Origin of the sequence: Microbacterium sp. RU33B, assembly GCF_900155915.1 — a bacterium.
Taxonomy (GTDB): domain Bacteria; phylum Actinomycetota; class Actinomycetes; order Actinomycetales; family Microbacteriaceae; genus Microbacterium.
Genome location: NZ_FTPO01000001.1, coordinates 1,908,715 through 1,932,016 on the forward strand (window position 1 = coordinate 1,908,715; position 23,302 = coordinate 1,932,016).

The following is a 23,302-nucleotide window of genomic DNA, read 5'->3' on the forward strand; positions in this document are numbered from 1 at the left end:
CGGGGCCGTCGTGGTGCGGTCGGTGACTACTGGGTCGCCGCGTGCTGCACGGCGAGGATGTCGACGACGAAGACGAGCGTCTCGAACTGCAGGGCGTCGCCCTCCTTTTCGCCGTAGCCGAACTCCGGCGGGATGACCACAAGCACCTGGGAGCCGACCTGCTGCCCTTCCAGAGCCTGACGGAATCCGGCGACCACGCCGGTCGTCTGGAACTGCGACGGGGTGCCGCGCTGCCAGCTCCCGTCGAACACGGTGCCGTCCGACCACTTCACGCCCTCGTATTGCACGACGACCGCGTCGCCTGCGGCCACGGTCTCGCCGTCACCCTTCTTGAGCAGTGCGATCTCGACGGTGGCGGGCGCATCGGCATCCGGGATCGTGATGGTGGGCTTGCCGTCCTCGTCGAGCGTGACCGCGGGCATCCCGGCGACGGGCTCCTGGTCGGCGCCGGTCGCGACGGTGGGCAGCGTCTCCTCGGCCTGCGCGACGACTACGACCGAGGCCGCACCTTCGCCGAGCATCGCACCGGGGATGGCGAGCACGGACTGCGATCCGAGCGGCGCACACTCGAGGGCCGCGACGAAGATCGACATCGCCTGCGGGTCGAGCAGCATGGGGACGATCTCGCCGTCGCCCGCGGGGCTGGTGGCCGAGTCCTCGAGCACCTCGCCGGTCGCGGCATCCACGATCTGGTAGGTCACGGTCACGAGGTCGCCGGCGACGATCTCCTCGCCGTCACCCTCCGACAGGACTGTGCGCTCGAGCTCGGCGAACTCCAGATCGGCAGGGACGGTCACGGTGGCCGCGGCGCCGACGCCCTCGACCTCGATGGCGTCGGACGTGGCTCCCGACGGAGCGCCGAACGTGCACTCGCCTGCGGCTGGCGTCTGGGTGCCGGATGCATCGGGCTCGCTCGCGCCGGAGCATCCGGCCAGGAGAAGCACCGACAGGGCGGCGACGGACAGAGCGGCGAGCGGACGGATGCGCACGGTGGAAGACCTCACGAAATGGGGAAGGAAGACTCCCCATCCTGCCGTACGCAACCTCCGTCCCCGCTGGGAGACGTCATGCCGACGAAGGAATGGAATCGGGAGTAGCCTCGATCGGGTGACTTCCGAGGAGACATCTGCCGAACCGGCTCCTCCGGCATCCTCCGCCGCAGCCGATGCGCCCGAGACCGCGATGGGCCTCACGTACTTCGTGGGGCGGATGATCCTCACCCCGCTGGCGCGGCTGGTCTATCGACCCCGCATCGAGGGCAAGGCGAATGTGCCGAAGTCGGGGCCGGTCATCTTCGCGAGCAATCACCTGTCGTTCATCGACTCGATCGCCATCCCCGTCACCGCCCCCCGCCCCGTGCACTTCCTGGCCAAGTCGAGCTACTTCGACGGCACGGGCTTCTCGGGCTGGGTGTCGCGGGAGTTCTTCACCGCGATCGGCGCGATCCCCGTGCAGCGCGGAGCGGGCCAGGCGGCGATGGACGCCCTGGGTCAGCAGCGCCAGCTGCTCGAGGCCGGGAAAGCCGTCGCACTGTATCCCGAGGGCACGCGCTCGCTCGACGGTCGCCTCTACAAGGGCCGCACGGGCGTCGCCTTCCTCGCCCTCCAGACCGGCGCACCTGTCGTCCCGGTGGGTCTGATCGGCACCAACGACGTCATGCCGGTCGGCGCGAAGATGCCGTCGCTGAAGCACCGCATCACGGTGAAGTTCGGCGAACCCCTCGATCTGGCCCACCACGGCCCCGCGGAGTCGGGCAAGGCCCGCCGCCTCGCCACCGACGACATCATGGCCGCGATCCACGGCCTCTCGGGCCAGGAGCTCGCGAACGCTTACAACGAGGTGCCGGCGCAGAACCCGATCGACCGCATCAAGCAGGTCCTCCCGCACGAGCGCCGCTGAGCGGCCGCGCCGTCACTCGGCGACGACGACCGTCGGCTCGTGCCGCACCGGGAAGTTGACCGAGTTCGCGATGAAGCACCACTCGCGCGCCTGCGCATGGGCGGCGGTGGCGGCATCCGTCATCGAGGCGTCGGCGACGGTCACCCGAGGGCGGAGCACGACCTCTCGGAACGCCCCTCCGCCACGGCCGTCTTCGACCATGACACCGGATGCGTCGTCGCGGTACGCGACGACGACGACGCCGGCCGTCACGCACGCGTGCAGGTACGACAGCAGATGGCACTCGCTGAGCGATGCGAGGAGGAGGTCTTCGGGATTCCACCGCGTCGGATCGCCGCGGAACGGCTTGTCGGACGAGGCGAGGAGCGTCGGCTTCCCCTCGACGGCGATCTCCACCGATCGGTCGTAGTCGCGATAGCCGCTCGTGCCGCTCCCCCGGTTTCCGGTCCACGTCGAAGCCAGTGCATAGCGGTGCTCGCCGATCATGCGGTCAGTCTGTCACGCCACGCCGACAGCGGGCCCGGCAGTAGGCTGGACCGGTGCCCGAGACCTTCGCCGTGACGGATGCCGTCGAACTCGCCGTCGTCGATCGCAGCGGATTCATCGAGTCCCGTCACGCCGGATCCGCCCTCGTGCTGAACCCGGCCGGAGAGATCGTGACCCGCCTGGGCGACGTGACCGCGCCCTTCCTCCCCCGCTCGAGCCTGAAGCCCGTGCAGGCGCTCGCCTGCCTGTCGGCCGGCGCCTCGCTCGAGGGCGAGCGCCTGGGCCTGGCCACCGCGAGCCACGCCGGCACCGACCGCCATGTCGCCGTCGTCCGCGACATCCTCGCCGCCGCGCGCCTCGGCGAGGAAGATCTCGCCTGCCCGCCCGCGTGGCCGACCGACACCGCGACCCGCGACGAACTCGTGCGGGAGCGCTCGGAGGTCGCCCGCATCCGCATGAACTGCTCCGGCAAGCACGCCACGATGCTGCTCACGTGCGTCGTGAACGGGTGGGACACCGCCACCTACCTCGACCCGCAGCATCCGCTCCAGCTGCACATCCGCGAGACCGCGGAGCGACTGACGGGAGAGAAGTTCCCCGTCACCGCCGTCGACGGCTGCGGCGCCCCCGTGTTCGCGATGAGCCTGTTCGGCCTGGCCCGCGCCATCCACCGCATCGGCAACTCGAAGGCGAACTCGCCGTTCGCGCTCCACCGCAGCGCCGGCGAGCTCGTGCAGGCCGTGCGCGAGAACCCGTGGACCATCGACGGACCGGGCCGGCCCGACACGATCGCGATCGAGCGGCTCGGCGTCTTCTCCAAGGGCGGCGCCGAGGGCGTGCAGGTCATGGTCGCACCCGACGGCACGACGGTCGCCCTGAAGATGCTCGACGGGTCGAACCGGGCAGCCACCGCGGTCGCCCTGCGGCTGCTCGAGCGCGCCGGCGCCCTCCCCTCTTCCGATGTCGCCGACGCGATGTCGAAGCTTCCGCTGTCGATCTCCGGCGGCGGGCGCGACGTGGGGGCGATCCGCCCCACCGTCTAGAGCGGTTCCCACAAGGAACGGATGCTCCCCCGGGAGCGGAAAGGAGCCATCGATGAGGATCGGCGTCCCCACCGAGATAAAGAACAACGAGTACCGCGTCGCGCTTACCCCTGCGGGCGTGCACGACCTGGCCGCCGCGGGCCACGAGGTGGTCGTGCAGCGGGGCGCCGGTGACGGCTCGTCGATGCCGGATGCCGAGTACGCGGCCGCCGGCGCGGTCATGGTCGAGACCGCCGACGAGGTCTGGGCGACCGCGGAGCTTCTGCTGAAGGTGAAGGAGCCGATCGCCTCGGAATACCGTCATTTCCGCGACGACCTCGTGCTCTTCACGTACCTCCACCTCGCCGCCGACCGGCCCCTCACCGACCGCCTGATCGCCGACGGCGTGACGGCGATCGCGTACGAGACCGTCCAGCTCGTCGGGGGCGGCCTTCCGCTCCTGGCGCCGATGAGCGAGGTGGCCGGACGCCTGGCACCCATGGTCGGAGCATCCACCCTCATGCGCTCGGCCGGAGGGCTCGGCCTGCTCATGTCCGGCGTGCCCGGCACGCGGCCCGCGCGCGTCACGGTGATCGGCGGCGGTGTCGCCGGTGCGAACTCCGCTGTCATCGCGGCCGGCATGGGCGCCGACGTCACGATCTTCGACACCAACATCCAGCGTCTCCGCTTCCTCGACGACCACTTCCAGGGCCGGGTGAAGACGGCGGCCTCGAACCCGCTCGACCTCGACCGCGCGGTCGTGGACTCCGATCTGGTGATCGGCTCGGTCCTGATCCCCGGAGCGAAGGCGCCCAAGCTCGTCACGAACGACATGGTCGCGCGGATGCGTCCGGGATCGGTGCTGGTCGACATCGCGGTCGACCAGGGCGGATGCTTCGAAGACACCCACCCGACGACGCACGCCGATCCGACCTTCACCGTGCACGGGTCGGTGCTGTACTGCGTGGCCAACATGCCCGGCGCGGTTCCGAACACCTCGACGTCGGCGCTGACGAACGCCACGCTGCCCTACATCCGCCAGATCGCCCGCCGAGGGTGGAAGGACGCCCTGCGCGCCGACCCGGCTCTCGCAGCCGGGCTCAACACCGTCGGCGGCGCCGTGGTCAACGCGGGGGTCGCGACGGCCCACGGTGTCGAGGTCGGGTCGCTCGAGGCCGCCCTCGTCTGAGCTCGGACCCGACGACCCGGCAGGGCGGATCCGTCCTGCCGGGTCGTCGTCGGCGATCTCAGACGAGTCCGCCGTCGATGGACCGGCCGAACGTGTCGGTGTCTTCCGGCACGAGCACCGGCGTCTCGCGATTGAGGCTCTCTCCCCGGAAGAATCGCTTGGCCCGCGGGAACAGGAACCAGATGAACATCAGGACGACGCCCAGCAGGAGCGACCCGATGCCGACGACGAACGTGCCGCCGATGCCGAGGAGGACGGTGTAGCCGTAGTCGACGTCGTACATGTCGATCGCGGACTGCACGAAGGCGAGGGTGAGCATGAGCGCCCCGAGCAGCGGCAGGATGCCGCGGTACACGAGGTTGCGGCCCGACGTGAACAGGTCCTTGCGGAAGTACCAGACGCAGGCGTAGCCGGTGATGGCGTAGTAGAACGCGATCGCGAGGCCGAGCGACAGGATCGAGTCCTGCAGGATGTTGTCGCTGATGAGCGACATCCCGACGTAGTACGCGATCGCCACGATGCCCATGACGAGGGTGGAGAACGACGGGGTCTTGAACCGCGGGTGCACGTCTTTGAACTTCGCCGGCAGCGCCCGGTACACACCCATCGCGAGGGTGCCGCGGGCGGTCGGCAGGATCGTGGTCTGCGTGGACGACACCGCCGAGATGAGCACGGCCACGACGAGCACCCAGCCGAAGGGACCGAGCAGACCGTCCTTGATCGCCAGGAAGAAGTCGTCGGCGTTCGCCTCGTTGCCGAGGCCCGTGCCGTCTTCACCGAGACCGGCGTACATCATCGCGGCGACGGTGACGGCGACGTAGGTGAACAACAGGATGACGGTGGTCAGCAGCGCCGCCCGCCCGGGGGTGCGCTTGGGGTCCTTCGTCTCCTCGTTCAGCGCGAGACACGTGTCCCAGCCCCAGTAGATGAAGAGCGCGAGCAGGATGGCCTCGGTGAAGCCCGACCAGTCGGTGAAGGCGGCCGGGTTGAACCACTGCCAGTCGAACGGCGTCGGGTTCGGGGCGGAGCCGGTGAAGTACTGCCACATCGCGGCGACGACGAAGACCGCGAGGGCCAGGTACTGGATCGCGAGCAGGACGTTCTGGATCTTCTCGCCGATCTCGACGCCGCGGTACGACACCCACGTCATCGCGGCGATGAACGCCACGGCGACCAGGAGGACACGCCAGTCGTTGTTCGCGAACGCGAGGCCGAACAGGTCCCAGAAGTAGATCGACGCGATCTGGGCGAGGTTGGCCAGCACGACCATCCCCGCGACCGCGACGCCCCAGCCGCCCATCCAGCCCACCCACGGCCCGAACGCCTTCGTGCCCCACGTGAACGTCGTGCCGCAGTCGGGCACGGCGTTGTTGAGCTCTCGGTACGCGAACGCGATGAACAGCATCGGCACGAAGGCGATGATGAACGCGATCGGGGCCTGGGCGCCGACGGCGAGGACGACGAAGCCGAGGGTCGCGACGAGGGAGTAGACGGGCGCGGTCGACGCGAGGCCGATGACGGTGGAGCCCCACAGTCCGAGCGAGCCGGTCGCCAGCCCCTTGCCGTCGGGTCGGTCAAGGCGGATGGGCGTTGTTGCCATGACGTGACGCTAGCGCACACCGGGCCGCCGTGGCGAGAGGCGCCGAACCGGTCGTATCGGCGCGTCGCGCCCGTCCACGGCCGCATCCGCCACCACTCGTCCGGCGGACGGCTCGCGCGTCATGTCGCGGGCCTGTCGGCGGCGGTTCGACCGGCTCCCGCGGGCAGCGCGATGCGCTCGGGCGCTCCGCCCGCGCGGATGAGCCAGGCGCGTCGCCGCCCCGGTTCGCAGTACGGCGGAATCTGCCTGTCGGCCGCCAGGAGGCGGAACTCGGCGGCGCACCCGGCATCGATCACCAGGGCGTGCTCGTCGCGCAGGAGCCCGAGCAGCCTCCACTGCCTCTGCCACTCGTCGGGATCGCCGACCACGACGAGTGGCCCGTCCGCCGCGAGCGCTCCGACCTCCGCGACGCGTGCGGCGTCATCGACCGAGACCACCCGGACGCCCTGCTCCCCCCACGCCTCGGTCGCCGCACGCAGCGCAGACCGACGCGCGACGAGTCCGGTCACGGACGTCTGCGGCGCCCACTCGATCACGCTCGGGGCCTGAGCCGCGGGGAGCGACCCTGCGACGGCGACCTGAACGGCCCGCCCGGACAATCGTCCACGCCCCGGTGGGGCCGTCGGGGTGTAGTGGTCGGGGTCTCCGCCGAGGGACACGTGGTCGGCCCGTGACGCCACCCCGAGCACGAGGCGGCGCGGGAGGAGATCGGCCAGGCGCGCGGCGGCCCCCGTGAGTCGCTGAGCGGATGCCGCGACGAACAGTCCCGTCTCGCCGGATGACCGGAGAACGCGCTCGAGGCGCTCCAGGACGACCTGGGCGTGATCGCCCGGCAAACGTGCGGCGAGCGCGTCGAGGTCGTCGATCACCAGCATCCCCCCGTCCCCGGGCCACCCGTCCGCCAGACGCGAGACGGCATCCCAGATCCCCTCTCCGTCGGCCGGAAGACGCACGACCCCGCCCACCGCCTGGGTGGCGAGCGTCGCGAGAGCCGTCGTCTTGCCCGATCCCGGGCCTCCCACGACGAGCAGGCCGCGATCGGACGCCTCCAGCACGAGCGCACCCTGATGCTGCCGCTCGGGATCGTCGGCGAGACCCAGAACCAGACCGCGCTCGCCCGGTCGGCGCACGTCGGCCAGGTCGAGCCGGGTCGGCAGATCGGGCAGCCACGGGCGTCGCGGGCGAGGACCCACCGCCGCCGCGCCGATGCGCTCCGGATCGTCGGGGGACGACAGGGCGACGCGCACACGGCGCGGTGAGGAGTCCTGCGCCCGTCGCACGAGGGCGATGCCGGCCCCCGCGGCGCCGCCCGGCAGCGCGGCGGCTTCGTCGGTGCCGACGACGGCCCGACTGTCTCCGGCATCCGTCACGCGCAGGCTCAACCGGAGAGGGCAGTTCGCCAGCAGGGCGTCGCGCACGACGCCGACGATCCGCTGCGTCCCGAGCACGAGGTGCATCCCGAGTGCGCGTCCACGCGCCGCGACATCCGAGAACACCGCCTGCAGCTCGGGATGCTCGCCCAGAAGCGCGGCGAACTCGTCCACCACGATGACGAGCCGCGGGAGCTCGACGCGCGGATCGAGGATGTCTCGGGCGCCCGCCTTCGTCAGCTCGGCCTCGCGCCACCGCACCTCCGCCCGCAGGCTCTCGATCGCCCGTCGGGCGCCGGTGCCGTCGAGATCCGTGATGATGCCCGTGACGTGGGGCAGGCGGGAGAGAGCGTCGAACGCCGTCCCGCCCTTGAAGTCCGCGAGGAGGAAGCTGACCTCGCGCGTCGAGTGGGTGGCGCACAGCGCGAGGATCCAGGTGATGAGCAGCTCGCTCTTGCCGGATCCCGTGACACCGGCGACCACCGCGTGCGGCCCGTCGGCGACGAGGTCGAGCACCGCGCACTCGCCCGCCGCGAGGCCGACGACCGCGGGCAGGCCGCCCCGATACGGCGGCGGGGCCGTCGCCAGGACGGCGCCGAGAGTGACGGGGCCCTGGGCCGTCGTGATCCCGAGCACCCGTTCGGCGCGTTCGGCGAGATCGGCCACGATCGCCGCGACCTGGGACTCCGCGACGCATTCCACGGCGAGTTCGCGCACCTCTCCCCCGTGATCGAGGACCGCCGCACCCGGCGACGACACCGCGAGGACGGCGGCGCACCTCGGTGGCGGGGAGCCTGCGTCGGCCCGCGCGACGACGATGTCGGCCTCCGGCGGCACGGGGTCGTCGGGATCGAGTACGGCGAGGGCGAGTCCGGACGTCGCCCGATGGTGCGGAAGTCCGGCCGTCCACGCCGTGCCGCCCCGCGCGGGACCGACGAGGCGCAGCTCTCCCGGAGGCAGAGCGGAGCAGAGCTGCAGGACGATGCCCCGGACGACGGCTGTCGCGAGGACCGGTGGGCCGGTGACCGCCAGGCCCGCGGTGATCGGGACCGTCACGGGGGCGGCGTCCAGCATCGCGGCACGCGCACGCAGCGCGTCTGCGTCGGGGTCTCCTTCTCCACCCGAGAGGCGAACATCGCACACCGTGGGCCCGGTGCCGACGACGATCGCGCTCGCCCGACCCGGCACCGTGCGCCAGACCTCGCCCGTGCGGGTCACGAAGCGAGCGACATCCGGGTGTCGCGACCGGAGTCGCTCGCGCTCTTCGTCGTGCCGAGCCTCGAGCGCCTCCGCGACCCGCGCACGCGCCGCCGCGGCGTCGACCGCCGCACGTCGGCGCCCCGCACGAGTGGCACGGGCGGAATCCGCCACGGTGGCGACGGCGATGAGCGGCCCCAGCGCGGCCAGCCACAGGGCGAGCATCGACCCCGTGACGGCCCACAGCACCACTGCGCCGATGACGGGGACGACCGATGCCACGAGGGGCAGGGGCGGCCGGGGCGGCGGCGTCCACGCCGGCGGCAGTAGGAGGTCGGCGGTGGCGCGCGCCGGAGAAGGCGCCGCGGACGCAGCGGGCGGGGAGCCCGACGCCGAGAAGACGCGAGCGGCATGCGGGACGAAGGTCGAGGTCACCCCGACATGCAATCCTGCGGAGAGCCGCCGCACGGAGGCGGAGGCGACACCCGCGGAGACCGCGGCTCAGGCCTCGTCTGGGGAGGAACCGTCGGCGTCGAGGTTCGCCGCATCCGATGACCCGCGACCGGCGCCCGGTTCGGTGTCGGACCCGTCGCCGGGACGATGCACGTCGAGCACGATGATCGTGACGTTGTCACGGCCGCCGTTCTCGAGGGCCGCGTCGAGCATCGCCTTCACCGCGTCGGCGGGATCGCTGTTCTCCGCGAGGAAGTGCTGGATCCCGTAGTCCGTGAGCTCTTTCGTGAGCCCGTCGGAGCAGATCACGAAGCGGTCGCCGTCGACGACGTCGAGACGCACGTAGTCCGGCGTCACGCTGTCGCTGGGGCCCACCGCGCGGGTGATGACGTTGCCGTACGGGTGACTCTCCGCTTCTTCGGGGCTGAGCCGGCCTGCGGCGACGAGCTCCTGCACCACGGAGTGATCGGTCGTGATCTGCGCGATCGTGGAATCGCGGAGCAGGTAGACGCGGGAGTCGCCGATGTTCAGCGTGACCCAGTGCGGATCTCCCCCGCTGGTGTCGAGGTACACACCGGTGACCGTGGTGCCGGTGCCGTCATCCGTCGTCTCGGGATGCGACGCGATGTCTTTGACGGCGCGCGCGAGAGCCTTCTCGATGGTCTTCGCGTTCACGATGCCGGCCTCGGCCACGTCGCGCAGACGCTCGACGGTGCTCGCGCTCGCGATCTCTCCGCCGATGTGGCCGCCCATGCCGTCCGCGACGATGAAGAGCGGGAAGGTCGCGAACACCGCGTCCTGATTGGCGTCTCTGCGACGCCCCTTGTCGGTCACTTCCGCCCACGAGAGCTCGAGCGGACCATCGCGCAGAGCGACGGAATGGGTATGAGTGGATGCCTCGGTCATGGCCGCCTCCTCCCCTCAGTCGCGACCCGACGAACCGGTGCACGCACCGTCGTCGACGTGCTCACATCCTAGTGGGTTCCTCTGCGATCCCCTCGGCGGCCCCCTCGGTCGCCAGCAGGATCCCGGCGGTCGGAGGCGTCGGATTCGCGACGACCTGGACGCGTTCCGGCGCCTCCTGCTCCTCGGCCGGCGCCTCGAACTGCGCGTTGTAGAGCCGCCAGTACGCCCCCTTCGCGCGCAGGAGCTCGTCGTGCGAGCCCTGCTCGACGATCGTGCCGCTCTCCATCACGAGGATCAGGTCGGCATCGCGGATCGTCGACAGACGGTGGGCGATGACGAACGCCGTGCGGTCCTCCCGGAGGCGCGACATCGCCCGCTGGATGAGGAGCTCCGTGCGGGTGTCCACCGAGGAGGTGGCCTCGTCGAGGATCAGGATGCGCGGGTCGGCGAGGAACGCACGCGCGATCGTCACCAGCTGCCGCTCCCCCACCGAGAGGCTCGTCGCCTCGTCGTCGAGCAGCGTGTCGTACCCGTCCGGCAGGGCGTGCACGAAGCGGTCGACGTACGCGGCGGTCGCGGCATCCACCATCTCCTGCTCGGTGGCCTCGGGCCGCCCGTACAGGATGTTCTCGCGGATCGTCCCGGAGAACAGCCACGTGTCCTGGAGCACCATGCCCGTGCGCGAGCGCAGATCGTCGCGCGTCATGCGCAGCGTGTCGACGCCGTCCAGGACGATGCGGCCGGAATCGACGTCGTAGAACCGCATGATCAGGTTCACGAGCGTCGTCTTCCCCGCGCCGGTCGGGCCGACGATCGCGACGGTCGATCCGGGCTCCGCCTCGAGGGTCAGGCTCTCGATGAGCGGCTGGTCGGCGACATAGCGGAACGAGACGTCCTCGAAGCGGAGACGGCTCGCCGTCTCCGGCGCCGTCTCGGCCGGGTCGGCGTCGAGCGTCTGCTCGGCCTCGTCGAGGAGCTCGAACACCCGCTCGGCGCTGGCGACACCCGACTGCAGGAGATTCGCCATGGAGCCCAGCTGGCTGAGGGGCTGGGTGAACTGACGCGAGTACTGGATGAACGCCTGCACGCCGCCGATCGAGAGGGCGCCGGTGGCGACCTGCAGACCGCCGACCACGGCGATCGCGACGTAGACGAGGTTTCCGACGAACATCATGGCGGGCATGATGAGGCCGGACAGGAACTGCGCGCCGAAGCTCGCCCGGTACACCTCGGCGTTCTCGGCGCGGAAGTCGGCCTCCACCTCCTTCTGGTGCCCGAAGACCTTGACGACCGAGTGTCCGGAGAACGTCTCCTCCACCCGGGCGTTCAGCACGCCCGTCGCTGCCCACTGGGCGACGAACAGCTTCTGCGAGCGCTTCGCCACCGCCACCGTGATGCCGATCGTCAGCGGGATCGTGACGAGCGCGATGACGGCCAGCACGGGCGAGATGACGAACATCATGACGAGCACGCCGACGACCGTGAGCAGCGACACCACGACCTGCGACAGCGTCTGCTGCATCGTCTGACCGATGTTGTCGACGTCGTTGGTGACGCGGCTCAGCAGCTCGCCGCGCTGCACCCTGTCGAAGTACGACAGCGGCAGCCGGTGGATCTTGTCCTCCACCTGCAGGCGGAGGCGGTTCATCGCGCGCTGCACGACGCCGTTCAGGATACGGGCCTGCAGCCATCCGAAGATCGACGAGAAGAGGTAGACCGCGAGCACCGCGGCGAGGATCCATCCGAGCGTCGTGAAGTCGATGCCCTGCCCCGGCACGACGTCCATCGCGGCGAGCATGTCGGCCTGCTGCGTGTCGCCGCCGGCGATGAGCCGGTCGATGACGTCCTGCTTCGTCGCTCCGGCGGGCATCTGCTGGGAGACGAACCCCGCGAACACGACGTTCGTGCCCTGGCCGAGCGCCCACGGGCCGATCACCGACATCGTCACGCTCAGGATGCCGAGGACGAGCACGGCGATCAGCTGGGCCGTGTCGGCGCGCAGCGTCGAGAGGAGCCTCTTGGCGCTCGGTCCGAAGTTCTGCGCCTTCTCCCCCGGTCCCACCTGGCCCATCGGACCTCGGGACACCGGCATCCGGCGCGGCGAGGGCGTGACGACGGCCCCGGTGCGGGCGCCCGACGATGCCGCGCTCATGCCGCCGCCTCCACCGAGAGCTGAGATTCGACGATCTCCCGGTACGTCTCGCTCGACTCCAGCAGTTCGTCGTGCGTGCCGATCCCGACGATGCGGCCGTGCTCGAGCACGACGATCTGGTCGGCGTGCCGGATCGTCGACACGCGTTGGGCGACGACGAGCCGGGTCGCATCGGGGAGATGCGTGTCGAGGGCGCTTCGGAGCTCGGCATCCGTCTTCAGATCCAACGCCGAGAACGAGTCGTCGAAGATGTACGTGTCGGGGCGCTTGACCAGCGCACGAGCGATCGCCAGCCGCTGGCGCTGGCCGCCCGAGACGTTCGTCCCACCCTGCGCGATGGGAGCCTCCAGCCCTTCGGGCATCGCGGCGACGAAGTCCTTCGCCTGCGCGAGCTCGAGGGCCCTCCACAGCTCGTCGTCGGTCGCATCGGCTCCGCCGTAGCGGAGGTTGGAGGCGACCGTGCCCGAGAAGAGGAAGGCGCGCTGCGGGACCAGGCCGATCCGCCGCCACAGCACGTCGGGGTCGTAGTCCCGCACGTCGACGCCGTCGACGCGCACCGACCCCGCGGTCGCGTCGAACAGCCGAGGGACGAGGCCGATCAGGGTCGTCTTGCCCGAGCCCGTGGAGCCGATGACGGCCGTCGTGGTGCCCGGCTCCACGGTGAACGTCAGATCGTGGAGGACGGCATCGTCGGCGCCCGGGTAGGCGAAGCTCACGGCGTCGAACTCGATCCGGCCGCGCGCGGTGGGCGGTGCGGCCGGATCGGTCGGCGCGGCGACCGACGGCTCGGTGTCGAGCACCGCTCCGATGCGGTCGGCACACACGGCCGCACGCGGGATCATGACGAACATGAACGTCGCCATCATGACGCCCATCAGGATCTGCATGAGGTAGGTGAGGAAGGCGAACAGCGTGCCGATCTGCACGCCGCTGTTCTGCACCTCGAACGCTCCGAACCAGATCACTGCGACGCTCGAGACGTTCATCACGAGCATGACGGCGGGGAACATCAGGGCCATCAGGTTGCCCGCCCGCAGCGCGGTGTCCATGACGCCGTCGCTCGCGGATCGGAAGCGCGCGCGCTCCTCCGTCTCGCGGACGAAGGCGCGGATCACGCGGATGCCGCTCAGCTGCTCGCGCATGATCTGGTTCACGCGGTCGATGCGGGCCTGCATCTGCGTGAATGCGGGCACCATGCGCACGATGATCAGCGAGACGACCACGAGCAGGACGGGGATGGCGACGGCCATGAGCCATGACAGACCGGCATCCTGCTGCACGGCGAAGATCACGCCGCCGATCGCCAGGATCGGTGCCGAGACCATCACCGTCGCCGACATCTGGACGAGCATCTGCACCTGCTGCACGTCATTGGTGTTGCGGGTGATGAGCGACGGCGCGCCGAACTGACCGATCTCACGCTGGGAGAAGGCGACCACGCGGTGGAAGAGGTGATCGCGCAGATCGCGGCCCATGCCCATCGCCAGTCGTGAGCCGAAGTAGACCGCGACGATCGCGCAGACGATCTGCACGAAGCTGATCGCGAGCATGATCCCGCCGGTGCGCCAGATGAAGGCGATGTCGCCCGTCACCACGCCCTGGTCGATGATGTCGGCGTTCAACGTCGGCAGCAGCAGCGACGCGATCGACTGGGCCAGCTGGAAGACGACGACGGCGATGACGAGCGGCCACGCGGGCTTCAGGTATCGCACCAGGAGTGTGCCGAGCAACGGACATCCTTCCCTCGCACGGCGTTGACGACCGGGACACCCGGAGAACCGCGCACGAGATCAGACGCTACGCCCGGTCGCCGCGTGCCGACAAACGGCCACGTGCGCTCTGAGCGAACCGGATGCCTCTCCCCGAGCCGCGGTGGTGCTCTGCGTCCGCGTTGCGCGCATTCGCGCAGCGCGAGCAGGAGACGGACACGCGACCGGCGGTGAGGCCGTGCGCAGCATCCGGTCAGGCGGCGGGATCCGCGGGCAGCGGGAAGAGGGCGTCGATGGCCGCGAGCTCATCGGCCGACGGGGTCCAGGCCGTCGCCGCGGCGGCGTTCGAGCGCACCTGCTCGGGGCTCGTGGCGCCGGCGATGACGCTCGACAGCGACGGACGCGCGAGCAGCCATCCCATCGTGGCCTCGAGCATCGTGATGCCCCGCTCGTCGCAGAAGCCCTGCAGCGCCTCGAGGGCGTCCCAGGGGGCGTCGCGCCACAGGTGCGGGCGCACCGTCATGATGCGGCTCTCCTCCGGGCCGCCGTCGCGGGTGAACTTGCCCGTCAGCAGACCGTTGTGGAGCGGGAAGTACGGCAGGAAGCCCAGACCGAAGCGCTCGACGGCGGGGAGCACGTCGCGCTCGGCGCCACGGCGCAGCAGGCTGTAGTGGTTCTGCGCCGAGACGAAGGGCACAGCGGACCGCTCCTTCGCGACGTAGTGCGCCTCGGCGATCTCCCACCCCGCGAAGTTCGAGTGGCCGAGGTAGCGGACCTTGCCCTCGCGCACGAGGTCGCCGAGCGTGTCGAGGGTCTCGTCCACGGGCGTCGCCGGGTCGGGGAAGTGCAGCTGGTAGAGGTCGATCCACTCGGTCTGGAGACGGGTGAGGGATGCCTCCACCGCCGCCCGGATGTACGAGCGGGATGCCTTCGCTCCGGCCTGGATACCGGCGGGGAAGTCGCGGTGACCGAACTTGGTGGCCAGGACCACCTCATCGCGTCGACCGCGGAGGGCCTCTCCCATGAGCGTCTCGGACAGACCCGGCTCGCGGCCGTAGATGTCGGCGGTGTCGAGGAATGTCACGCCCGCCTCGATCGCGGCGTCGAGAACGGCCTTGGTGCCTTCGAGCGTCTCGGTGCGGGTGCCGGCGCGCCCGAAGTTGTTGCAGCCGAGACCGACGGCGGAGACGAGGAGACCGGAGGCGCCGACGCGGCGGAGGGGAACGGAGGTCATGTCGTCCACGCTAACGGCTGCGGACGGCAGAGACCCCGCACCGTCTCCGGTGCGGGGTCTCTGGGTGCGACGATCAGGCCTTGTCGTCGGACTTCGGCTCTCCGCCGAAGTCGATCGAGGGTCCGTCCGCGGCGGGCGGCGGCGTCACGGTCGGCGCCTGGTAGTCGGCCGACGGCGCCGGAGGGGCGGCCGGAGCGGCAGGAGGCTCGACCGGCGGGGCGGCCGGCGGCGTCACGGGAGGCGCGGCCGCGGCGGGCGGGGGCGCGTACCCCTGCGGCGCGGGCGGCTGGTATCCGGCGGGCGGCGGCGGGTAGGCGCCGGGGGCCTGCGGGTATCCGGGCTGGGTCACGGGGTTGCTCGGGAAGCCCCCCGACGGAACCTGGCTCGGGATGCCGGCCCAGACCGTGCGGTCGCCGAGGAAGGCGTTGCCCGCCCACGGAGCGGCCGGGACGGCCGTGTTCCAGCGCGACTTGTCGAACGCGTTGATGCCGAGCCACACGATGCTGAGGAAGAAGTACAGGATGACCCACACCGCCTCCTTCTGCAGCTTGAGCCCGACGCGCCACGCGGCGAGCAGGGTCACGACGAACGCCGCGACACCGATCAGCTGGCCGATGACAGGGAGCCAGGAGAGCAGGATCGACGCGCCGATGCCGTAGAGCACGAGCCACGGGCTCAGGTCGCCCAGCTTGCAGAACACCATGAAGTTGTAGACCGGGACCCAGGCCCGCCAGCGACCCTGCACCCCCGCCTTGTCGAAGATCTTCATGAGGAACCAGGAGCTGAGGATGTAGAACCCGAAGGCGAAGATGAGGCCGATGATCGTGGCGACGAGAGCCGCGACGAGACCGACGCCGTCGGAGTAGTCAGGTGACATGGGAATCCTTCCCGAGGTCGTGAGACGGCATGACGCCGCACGGGAACGACCGCCCCCGCGCCTCACATGCTAGCGATCTTGACGCCGCGGAGTGCAGAAGGCGCGTCACACTCGCCGACAGCGGGCCCGCATCGCTAGCCTGGCGAGGACGAAGGGACTCCCCATGAGCGATCAGGCACCTCCTCCGCTGCCGCCCCTCCCCCGCACGCCGGCGAGCGAAGCGGCTCGTGCGACGACGCCGGGGCAGACCCTCGACCCGGATGACACGGGCGTTCCCACCCTCACCGGCGACGTCGACGACATCGGCCGGGGATTCCTCGCAGCGCTGTTCGATCTGTCGTTCAAGACGTTCATCACGCGTCGCCTGGCGAGCGTGTTCTACCTCGCGGGACTCATCGTGATCGCGATCGGATTCATCGTCTACTTCGTCGGCGGGATCTGGCGCTCGATCGCCTTCATGCTGGCCTCGAACATCGGCGCGGGGATCGCGCTGCTGATCGCGACGCTGATCATCGTGCCGCTGGTGACCTTCATCTCCATCGTGGTGCTGAGATTCGTGATCGAGTCGGTCGTCGCACTCATCGCGGTCGCCGAGAACACGCAGCAGACCGCGAAGAACACCGACCGAACGGCGCGCTGACCGCGCCCTGCGGCCCCTGAGCCTGTCGAAGGGTCAGGCGAAGAGCTCGAGCTCGCCGTCCGCTCCCGGACGCACGCGGACGCCCGCGGCATCCGCCCACCGCACGAACCCCCGCACCGACGAGACGCGCGGACGGTCCTGAGCCAGCCGCCGGGTCAGCGCGCCCTTCGCATGCTTGTTGAAGTGGTTGAGCGCCCGTACGGCACCGTCCGGGCGCTCGCTCACGACCCGGACGTACACCGAGGCGATGGATGGCGGCACCGGCCCGAGGGCGGCATAGGCCTCGGAGCGGAGATCGAGCACGAACGACGGCGCCTCCGCGGCGAGGGCGGCGGTGACGGCATCCGCCCACACGCGCTGGGGCGAAGGGAGAGCGGGGAGCGAGACGGCGGCGCCGAGCCGGTAGGCGGGGATCTGGTCGAGCGCACCGACGAGACCGAACGGCGCACTGTGGATCGCCGCGTGCCGTCCGAGCCAGCGACGCTCCGTGCCGTCGAGGGATCCCGCATCCAGCGCGTCGAACAGCACGCCCGTGTAGCGATCGATCGCCGGCATCGTCGGCGCCTGGCGCAGCGCCGCGTTGACGGCGATCTCGCCGCGCTGGGTCGCGCCGAGCTTCAGCACGCGCGCCGCGCGGTCTTCGTCAGCCGACAGCGCCACGAGCGCGTCGACCACCGCGTCGCGCTGCGGGGCGAGCGCCGCGAAGGCCAGCGCCGAGGAGTCGAGCGGGCGGCCGCGGCCACCGGGCCGCTTGGTCTCTGAGGGGGGAAGCAGGATCAGCATGGGCATCCGGGAAAGACGGCGCGCCGCCCGGGAGACCCGAGCGGCGCGCGCGTGCGTGAGAAAGCGATCAGGAGATGAGGGCCGCGTTGCCGGCGACGATCGTCAGGACATCGCCTTCCATCGACAGGAACCCGTCCTGCGCGTTGGCGACGATCTTCGTGCCGCTCGGCTCGGTGATGCGGACCTGACCCTCGGCGAGGATCGCGAGCACGGGCTCATGACCCGTCATGAAGCCGATCTCGCCCTCGACGGTCTTGGCGACGACGAGCGACGCCTCCCCCGACCAGACCTCCGCGTCAGCGGAGACGAGGTGCACGTTGAGCGGCATGTCAGCCGTTCTCCTTCTGGATCTTCGCCCACTTCTCCTCGACGTCGCCGATGCCGCCGACGTTGAAGAAGGCCTGCTCGGCCACGTGGTCGAAGTCGCCCTTGACGATGGCGTCGAACGACTCGATGGTCTCCTTGATCGGAACCGTCGATCCCTCGACACCGGTGAACTTCTTCGCCATGTAGGTGTTCTGCGAGAGGAACTGCTGGATGCGGCGTGCGCGTGCGACGACGACCTTGTCTTCCTCGGAGAGCTCGTCGACACCGAGGATCGCGATGATCTCCTGCAGTTCCTTGTTCTTCTGGAGGATCTGCTTCACGGCCGTGGCGACACGGTAGTGGTCGGCGCCGATGTAGCGCGGGTCGAGGATGCGGCTCGTCGACGAGAGCGGGTCGACGGCCGGGTACAGGCCCTTCGACGCGATCTCACGGCTGAGCTCGGTCGTCGCGTCGAGGTGCGCGAACGTCGTCGCAGGCGCCGGGTCGGTGTAGTCGTCGGCGGGGACGTAGATCGCCTGCAGCGAGGTGATCGAGTGACCGCGGGTCGAGGTGATGCGCTCCTGGAGCACACCCATCTCGTCGGCGAGGTTCGGCTGGTATCCCACAGCCGAGGGCATGCGGCCGAGCAGCGTGGAGACCTCGGAACCGGCCTGCGTGAAGCGGAAGATGTTGTCGATGAACAGCAGCACGTCCTGCTTCTGCACGTCGCGGAAGTACTCCGCCATCGTCAGAGCCGAGAGGGCGACGCGCAGACGCGTCCCCGGCGGCTCGTCCATCTGGCCGAAGACGAGCGCGGTCTTCTCGAAGACGCCCGCCTCCTCCATCTCGTGGATGAGGTCGTTGCCCTCACGGGTGCGCTCGCCGACACCGGCGAACACCGACACACCGCCGTGGTCCTGCGCGACGCGCTGGATCATCTCCTGGATGAGCACCGTCTTGCCGACACCGGCGCCGCCGAACAGGCCGATCTTGCCGCCGAGCACGTAGGGCGTCAGCAGGTCGATGACCTTGATGCCGGTCTCGAACATCGTGGTCTTCGACTCGAGCTGGTCGAAGTTGGGAGCCTGGCGGTGGATGCCCCAGCGCTCCGTGATCTCGATCTCCTCGCCGGGCTTGGCGTTGAGCACCTCGCCCGTGACGTTGAAGACCTTGCCCTTGGTGACGTCGCCGACGGGGACCGTGATGGGCCCGCCCGTGTTGCGCACTTCCTGACCGCGGACCATGCCGTCGGTGGGCTTGAGCGAGATGGCGCGGACGAGGTCGTCGCCGAGGTGCTGTGCGACCTCGAGGGTGATCTCGGTCGACTCGCCGTCGATGGTGATCGTCGTCTTCAGCGCGTTGTACATCTCGGGGATCGAGTCGTGCGGGAACTCGATGTCGACGACGGGGCCGGTGACGCGCGCGACGCGGCCGACGGCGGCGGTGGCCGTGCCTGCGGGTGCGGTGAGAGTCATTGTCTTCTCTTTCGGTGGGATGTTACTTGCCGGATGCCAGGGCGTCGGCGCCGCCGACGATCTCGGCGATCTGCTGCGTGATCTCGGCCTGGCGCGCGTTGTTGCGCAGGCGCGTGTAGTCGGTGATGAGCTTGTCGGCGTTGTCGCTGGCCGACTTCATCGCCTTCTGCGTGGCGGCGTGCTTGGCAGCCGACGACTGCAGGAGTGCGTTGAAGACGCGGCTCTGGATGTACACCGGCAGGAGCGCGTCCAGGACGACGCCCGCGTCGGGCTCGAACTCGTAGAGCGGGTAGACCTGGGCCGACGCCTTCTCCTCCGCCTCGACGATCGCGAGGGGAAGCAGACGCACCGACTCGGGCGACTGCGTCATCATGCTGACGAAGCGGTTGTACACGAGGTGGATCTCGTCGACGCCGCCCTGCTCGCCGCCGCGCTCGTACGCCTCGATGAGCGTCCCCGCGATCTGCTCGGCCGTCGTGAAGTGCGGCGTGTCGGTGTCGCCCGTCCACTCCGCTGCACCCTGGATGCCGCGGAACTGGAAGTACCCCACGGCCTTGCGGCCGATGAGGTAGAACACCGGCTCCTTGCCCTGCGAGCGCAGCAGCTCTGCGACCTGCAGACCTTCGCGCAGGATCTGGGAGTTGAACGCGCCCGCGAGGCCACGGTCGGAGGCGAAGATCACGACGGCGGACCGACGGATGTTCTCGCGCTCCGACGTGAGCGGGTGGTCGATGTTGGAGTGCGTGGCAACGGCGGAGACGGCACGCGTCACGGCACGCGCGAAGGGCGCGGCGGCGCGGACGCGCGCCATCGCCTTCTGGATGCGCGAAGCCGCGATGAGTTCCATCGCCTTCGTGATCTTCTTGGTGGTCTGAGCAGAAGAGATCTTCTGCTTGTAGACCCTCAGCTGTGCGCCCATGGTGTCCGGTTCTCGTCGGCGCCGCTTTAGCGGCGGCCCTTGACGATCTGCTCCTGGTTCACGTCGTCGACGCCCGCCGCAGCGTGCTCCTCATGACCCGGGTTGTCGATCGCCTGGCCCTTGCCGGACTGGAACTCGAGCACGAACGAGTCGGTGACCTTCTCCAGCTCGGCGAGCGTGGTGTCGTCGAGGACGTTGGTGTCGCGCAGCGTGTCGAGGATCGACGTGTTGCGACGGATGTAGTCGAGCAGCTCGCGCTCGAACGACAGCACGTCTTCGACCGCGATCGTGTCGAGCTTGCCGTTGGTGCCGGCCCAGATCGAGACGACCTGCTCCTCGACGGGGTACGGGTCGTACTGGGGCTGCTTGAGCAGCTCCGTCAGACGCGCACCGCGGTCGAGCTGGCGCCGCGAGGCGGCATCCAGGTCGCTCGCGAACATCGCGAACGCCTCGAGCGAGCGGTACTGGGCGAGCTCGAGCTTGAGCGTGCCGGAGACCTTCTTGATCGACTTGACCTGTGCGTCACCGCCGACTCGCGAGACCGAGATGCCCACGTCGACCGCGGGACGCTGGTTGGCGTTGAACAGGTCGGACTGCAGGAAGATCTGGCCGTCGGTGATCGAGATCACGTTGGTCGGGATGTACGCCGAGACGTCGTTGGCCTTCGTCTCGATGATCGGCAGACCCGTCATCGAGCCCGCACCGAGGTCGTCCGAGAGCTTCGCGCAGCGCTCGAGCAGACGGGAGTGCAGGTAGAAGACGTCACCGGGGTACGCCTCGCGGCCCGGCGGACGACGCAGGAGGAGCGAGACGGCACGGTAGGCCTCGGCCTGCTTCGACAGGTCGTCGAAGATGATCAGGACGTGCTTGCCCTCGTACATCCAGTGCTGGCCGATGGCCGAACCGGTGTACGGCGCGAGGTACTTGAAGCCCGCGGGGTCGGATGCCGGAGCGGCGACGATCGTCGTGTACTCCATGGCGCCGGCGTCTTCGAGCGCGCCCTTGACGGAGGCGATCGTCGAGCCTTTCTGGCCGATGGCGACGTAGATGCAGCGGACCTGCTTGTTGACGTCGCCCGACGCCCAGTTGTCCTTCTGGTTGATGATCGTGTCGATCGCGATCGCGGTCTTGCCCGTCTGGCGGTCGCCGATGATGAGCTGACGCTGGCCGCGGCCGACGGGGATCATGGCGTCGATCGCCTTGATGCCGGTCTGCATCGGCTCGTGCACGCTCTTGCGCTGCATGACGCCGGGCGCCTGCAGCTCGAGGGCGCGACGACCCGTCGTGGCGACCTCGCCGAGGCCGTCGATCGGGTTGCCGAGCGGGTCGACGACGCGACCGAGGTAGCCGTCGCCGACGGCGACCGACAGGACCTCACCCGTGCGCGTGACCTGCTGGCCGGCCTCGATGCCGGAGAAGTCGCCCAGGACGACGACACCGATCTGGTGCTCGTCGAGGTTGAGGGCCAGACCCTCGATGCCGTTCGCGAAGCGCACGAGCTCGTTGGCCATGACACCGGGCAGGCCCTCGACGTGGGCGATTCCATCGCCGGCATCGATGACGGTGCCGACCTCGGTCGCCGCAGCTCCCGAGGGCTCGTAGGCTGCGACGAAGTCCTTCAGCGCGTCACGGATGACGTCGGGGCTGATAGAGAGTTCTGCCATTGTCTTCCTTCGTTCGTGGGGCCTCGGCCCCGAAGTGTCGCCGCCCGTGCAGGGCGGGAAAGTCTTAGCCCGCCAGGCGCTGGCGGAGGTCGTGCAGGCGCGTCGAGACGCTCGCGTCGATGACGTCGTCGCCGATCTGCACGCGCAGACCGCCCACGACCGTCGGGTCGACGAGGGTGTTGATCGACACCTGGGCGCCGTAGCGCTTCGACAGTGCCGTCGTGAGGCGTTCGAGCTGGGTGTCGCTGAGCGGCGCGGCCGAGACGACGGTGGCGACGGAGCGCCCCCGCTGGTCGGACACGACCGCCATGGCGCGGTCGAGCACCTGGCGGACCCGCCGCTCGCGCGGCTGCTGCACCAGGGACGACACGATGAGCGTCGTCGGCGCACTCGCCCGACCCGCGAGGAGCGTCTCGACGAGCGCGCCCTTCGCGGAGTCGTCGCCGAGACGGCTGCCGAGTGCGAGCTCGAGCTCGGGGTTCTCGGCCACCGTCCGCGAGAAGCGGAACAGTTCGCCCTCGACGTCGACCGCAGCATCGGAGATGCTCGCGGCGCGGACCGCGAGCTCCTCGATGCCGGTCACGAGGTCGGCGGAAGAGGACCAGCGCTGGGCCACAGCCGTCGTCAGCAGCGACACGGTCGTCGGCTGGAAGCCGCCGAACACGTCGGTGACGACCTTGGTGCGGGCAGCGGGCGACGCGGCGGAGTCGGCGAGCGCGCCGCTCAGCTGCGACGACTCGCCCAGGGCGCGTGCCGCGGCGAAGAGCTCGCGGGCCACACCGAGGTCGATGCCCGACGCGGCGCGCAGCGCCGTCTCGGTCGCCGCGAGCGCCTGAGTGGTCGCGCTGCCCATTACGCCTTCGCCTTCTCGGATGCCTCGAGATCGGCGAGGAAGCGGTCGACGACGGCCTGAGCCTTCTTGTCGTCGGACAGCGACTCCCCGATGACCCCGCCGGCCAGGTCGATCGCCAGCGTGCCGACCTCGCTGCGCAGCGACACGAACGCCGACTGGCGCTCCGCCTCGATCTGCGTGTGCGCGGCGGCCGTCAGGCGCGCGGCCTCGGCCGATGCCGAGTCCCGGGCCTCGGCGACGATCTTCTTGCCGTCCTCACGGGCGGCGTCGCGGATCTCGCCGGCTTCCTTGCGGGCGTCGGCCAGCTGCGCCGTGTACTCCACGAGGGCGGCTTCGGCCTTGCGCTGGGCCTCGTCGGCCTTGGCGATGTTGCCTTCGATCGCCGCGGAGCGCTCGTCGAGCAGCGCGGTGAGTCGGGGAAGCGCGACCTTGATCACGACGAACAGGATGACGAGGAAGCAGACCCCCGACCAGATGATGTCGTACCAGGCGGGGATGAGGGGGTTCTTGGGCCCCTCTTCCGCGGCGTACGCGACAAGAGCGTTCAGCATCCTGTCTCCTTAAGACT

Annotated in this window: 20 protein-coding genes; 4 read left to right on the top strand and 16 right to left on the bottom strand. The window is 70.0% G+C overall.

All coding sequences use genetic code 11. The features are described from left to right. Window positions 1–26 precede the first annotated feature (26 nt). Window positions 27–1,004 carry an FKBP-type peptidyl-prolyl cis-trans isomerase gene (locus B0B14_RS09260; RefSeq protein WP_256714318.1) on the bottom strand — a complete coding sequence of 326 codons (978 nt, stop codon included), beginning with the start codon at window positions 1,002–1,004 and terminating at the stop codon, window positions 27–29. Between the two features lie 178 nt (window positions 1,005–1,182). Here B0B14_RS09260 and B0B14_RS09265 point away from each other — a divergent pair, with 178 nt between their 5' ends. Continuing rightward, window positions 1,183–1,899 (top strand): lysophospholipid acyltransferase family protein, encoded by a 717-nt coding sequence (locus B0B14_RS09265; RefSeq protein WP_083710518.1) that lies wholly within the window; start codon window positions 1,183–1,185, stop codon window positions 1,897–1,899. A 12-nt stretch (window positions 1,900–1,911) separates the two neighbouring features. On the opposite strand, the gene B0B14_RS09270 is transcribed toward B0B14_RS09265, so the two are convergent. Further along, window positions 1,912–2,385, bottom strand: coding sequence for an OsmC family protein (locus tag B0B14_RS09270; RefSeq protein ID WP_076681106.1), 474 nt, complete (start codon window positions 2,383–2,385; stop codon window positions 1,912–1,914). A gap of 53 nt (window positions 2,386–2,438) precedes the next feature. Between B0B14_RS09270 and B0B14_RS09275 the strand changes: the two genes are divergently transcribed. Together B0B14_RS09275 and ald are read left to right on the top strand one after the other, a co-directional pair. Next, window positions 2,439–3,428, top strand: coding sequence for an asparaginase (locus B0B14_RS09275; RefSeq protein ID WP_076681107.1), 990 nt, complete (start codon window positions 2,439–2,441; stop codon window positions 3,426–3,428). Window positions 3,429–3,480: 52 nt separating this feature from the next. After that, window positions 3,481–4,596: an alanine dehydrogenase gene (gene ald, locus B0B14_RS09280; protein ID WP_076681108.1), complete on the top strand. Its 1,116-nt coding sequence runs from the start codon at window positions 3,481–3,483 to the stop codon at window positions 4,594–4,596. Between the two features lie 58 nt (window positions 4,597–4,654). Here the strand turns inward: ald and B0B14_RS09285 are convergent, their stop codons facing one another. The 7 genes from B0B14_RS09285 to B0B14_RS09315 form a co-directional block, all read right to left on the bottom strand. After that, window positions 4,655–6,196: an APC family permease gene (locus B0B14_RS09285; protein WP_076681109.1), complete on the bottom strand. Its 1,542-nt coding sequence runs from the start codon at window positions 6,194–6,196 to the stop codon at window positions 4,655–4,657. A 119-nt stretch (window positions 6,197–6,315) separates the two neighbouring features. Next, entirely contained in the window at window positions 6,316–9,198 is a 2,883-nt protein-coding gene (locus tag B0B14_RS09290; protein WP_083710422.1) for an FtsK/SpoIIIE domain-containing protein, read from the bottom strand. A 66-nt stretch (window positions 9,199–9,264) separates the two neighbouring features. Beyond that, window positions 9,265–10,122, bottom strand: coding sequence for a PP2C family protein-serine/threonine phosphatase (locus B0B14_RS09295; protein WP_076681110.1), 858 nt, complete (start codon window positions 10,120–10,122; stop codon window positions 9,265–9,267). 61 nt (window positions 10,123–10,183) lie between these two features. Next, on the bottom strand, window positions 10,184–12,274 hold the full coding sequence (locus tag B0B14_RS09300) for an ABC transporter ATP-binding protein (protein WP_143733657.1): 2,091 nt from the start codon (window positions 12,272–12,274) through the stop codon (window positions 10,184–10,186). Beyond that, window positions 12,271–14,004, bottom strand: a complete 1,734-nt coding sequence (locus B0B14_RS09305; protein WP_076681111.1) for an ABC transporter ATP-binding protein — start codon at window positions 14,002–14,004, stop codon at window positions 12,271–12,273. Before B0B14_RS09305 ends, B0B14_RS09300 begins: the two co-directional genes overlap by 4 nt. Window positions 14,005–14,236: 232 nt before the next feature. Beyond that, a complete protein-coding gene (locus tag B0B14_RS09310; protein WP_076681112.1) occupies window positions 14,237–15,217 on the bottom strand; it encodes an aldo/keto reductase in 981 nt (326 codons plus the stop codon). A gap of 73 nt (window positions 15,218–15,290) precedes the next feature. Next, the gene (locus tag B0B14_RS09315; RefSeq protein ID WP_076681113.1) at window positions 15,291–16,094 is read right to left on the bottom strand and encodes a DUF5684 domain-containing protein; all 804 of its coding nucleotides are present in this window, start codon (window positions 16,092–16,094) and stop codon (window positions 15,291–15,293) included. A 163-nt stretch (window positions 16,095–16,257) separates the two neighbouring features. Here B0B14_RS09315 and B0B14_RS09320 point away from each other — a divergent pair, with 163 nt between their 5' ends. Continuing rightward, window positions 16,258–16,734 carry a DUF4282 domain-containing protein gene (locus B0B14_RS09320; protein ID WP_076681114.1) on the top strand — a complete coding sequence of 159 codons (477 nt, stop codon included), beginning with the start codon at window positions 16,258–16,260 and terminating at the stop codon, window positions 16,732–16,734. Between the two features lie 33 nt (window positions 16,735–16,767). Here the strand turns inward: B0B14_RS09320 and B0B14_RS09325 are convergent, their stop codons facing one another. From B0B14_RS09325 to B0B14_RS09355, 7 genes are all read right to left on the bottom strand, one after another. After that, complete coding sequence (locus B0B14_RS09325; protein ID WP_076681115.1) at window positions 16,768–17,517, bottom strand: YaaA family protein; 750 nt, start codon at window positions 17,515–17,517, stop codon at window positions 16,768–16,770. A gap of 67 nt (window positions 17,518–17,584) precedes the next feature. Continuing rightward, window positions 17,585–17,845 (bottom strand): F0F1 ATP synthase subunit epsilon, encoded by a 261-nt coding sequence (locus B0B14_RS09330; RefSeq protein WP_076681116.1) that lies wholly within the window; start codon window positions 17,843–17,845, stop codon window positions 17,585–17,587. A 1-nt stretch (window position 17,846) separates the two neighbouring features. Continuing rightward, window positions 17,847–19,298 carry a F0F1 ATP synthase subunit beta gene (gene atpD / locus B0B14_RS09335; RefSeq protein WP_076681117.1) on the bottom strand — a complete coding sequence of 484 codons (1,452 nt, stop codon included), beginning with the start codon at window positions 19,296–19,298 and terminating at the stop codon, window positions 17,847–17,849. Window positions 19,299–19,320: 22 nt separating this feature from the next. Then, window positions 19,321–20,217: a F0F1 ATP synthase subunit gamma gene (locus B0B14_RS09340; RefSeq protein ID WP_076681118.1), complete on the bottom strand. Its 897-nt coding sequence runs from the start codon at window positions 20,215–20,217 to the stop codon at window positions 19,321–19,323. 26 nt (window positions 20,218–20,243) lie between these two features. Further along, on the bottom strand, window positions 20,244–21,881 hold the full coding sequence (gene atpA / locus B0B14_RS09345) for a F0F1 ATP synthase subunit alpha (protein WP_076681119.1): 1,638 nt from the start codon (window positions 21,879–21,881) through the stop codon (window positions 20,244–20,246). A 64-nt stretch (window positions 21,882–21,945) separates the two neighbouring features. Continuing rightward, a complete protein-coding gene (locus B0B14_RS09350) occupies window positions 21,946–22,734 on the bottom strand; it encodes a F0F1 ATP synthase subunit delta (RefSeq protein ID WP_076681120.1) in 789 nt (262 codons plus the stop codon). Then, window positions 22,734–23,285 (bottom strand): F0F1 ATP synthase subunit B, encoded by a 552-nt coding sequence (locus tag B0B14_RS09355; protein ID WP_076681121.1) that lies wholly within the window; start codon window positions 23,283–23,285, stop codon window positions 22,734–22,736. Before B0B14_RS09355 ends, B0B14_RS09350 begins: the two co-directional genes overlap by 1 nt. Between the last annotated feature and the right edge of the window lie 17 nt (window positions 23,286–23,302).

Excerpts from the sequence above, each read along its gene's own strand:
- B0B14_RS09310 (WP_076681112.1), bottom strand. The coding sequence starts at position 15,217 with ATGACCTCCGTTCCCCTCCGCCGCGTCGGCGCCTCCGGTCTCCTCGTC.
- B0B14_RS09320 (WP_076681114.1), top strand. The coding sequence starts at position 16,258 with ATGAGCGATCAGGCACCTCCTCCGCTGCCGCCCCTCCCCCGCACGCCG.
- B0B14_RS09265 (WP_083710518.1), top strand. The coding sequence starts at position 1,183 with ATGGGCCTCACGTACTTCGTGGGGCGGATGATCCTCACCCCGCTGGCG.
- B0B14_RS09340 (WP_076681118.1), bottom strand. The coding sequence starts at position 20,217 with ATGGGCGCACAGCTGAGGGTCTACAAGCAGAAGATCTCTTCTGCTCAG.
- atpA (WP_076681119.1), bottom strand. The coding sequence starts at position 21,881 with ATGGCAGAACTCTCTATCAGCCCCGACGTCATCCGTGACGCGCTGAAG.
- B0B14_RS09325 (WP_076681115.1), bottom strand. The coding sequence starts at position 17,517 with ATGCTGATCCTGCTTCCCCCCTCAGAGACCAAGCGGCCCGGTGGCCGC.
- B0B14_RS09350 (WP_076681120.1), bottom strand. The coding sequence starts at position 22,734 with ATGGGCAGCGCGACCACTCAGGCGCTCGCGGCGACCGAGACGGCGCTG.
- B0B14_RS09270 (WP_076681106.1), bottom strand. The coding sequence starts at position 2,385 with ATGATCGGCGAGCACCGCTATGCACTGGCTTCGACGTGGACCGGAAAC.
- B0B14_RS09355 (WP_076681121.1), bottom strand. The coding sequence starts at position 23,285 with ATGCTGAACGCTCTTGTCGCGTACGCCGCGGAAGAGGGGCCCAAGAAC.
- atpD (WP_076681117.1), bottom strand. The coding sequence starts at position 19,298 with ATGACTCTCACCGCACCCGCAGGCACGGCCACCGCCGCCGTCGGCCGC.
- B0B14_RS09285 (WP_076681109.1), bottom strand. The coding sequence starts at position 6,196 with ATGGCAACAACGCCCATCCGCCTTGACCGACCCGACGGCAAGGGGCTG.
- B0B14_RS09315 (WP_076681113.1), bottom strand. The coding sequence starts at position 16,094 with ATGTCACCTGACTACTCCGACGGCGTCGGTCTCGTCGCGGCTCTCGTC.
- B0B14_RS09300 (WP_143733657.1), bottom strand. The coding sequence starts at position 12,274 with ATGAGCGCGGCATCGTCGGGCGCCCGCACCGGGGCCGTCGTCACGCCC.
- ald (WP_076681108.1), top strand. The coding sequence starts at position 3,481 with ATGAGGATCGGCGTCCCCACCGAGATAAAGAACAACGAGTACCGCGTC.
- B0B14_RS09295 (WP_076681110.1), bottom strand. The coding sequence starts at position 10,122 with ATGACCGAGGCATCCACTCATACCCATTCCGTCGCTCTGCGCGATGGT.
- B0B14_RS09330 (WP_076681116.1), bottom strand. The coding sequence starts at position 17,845 with ATGCCGCTCAACGTGCACCTCGTCTCCGCTGACGCGGAGGTCTGGTCG.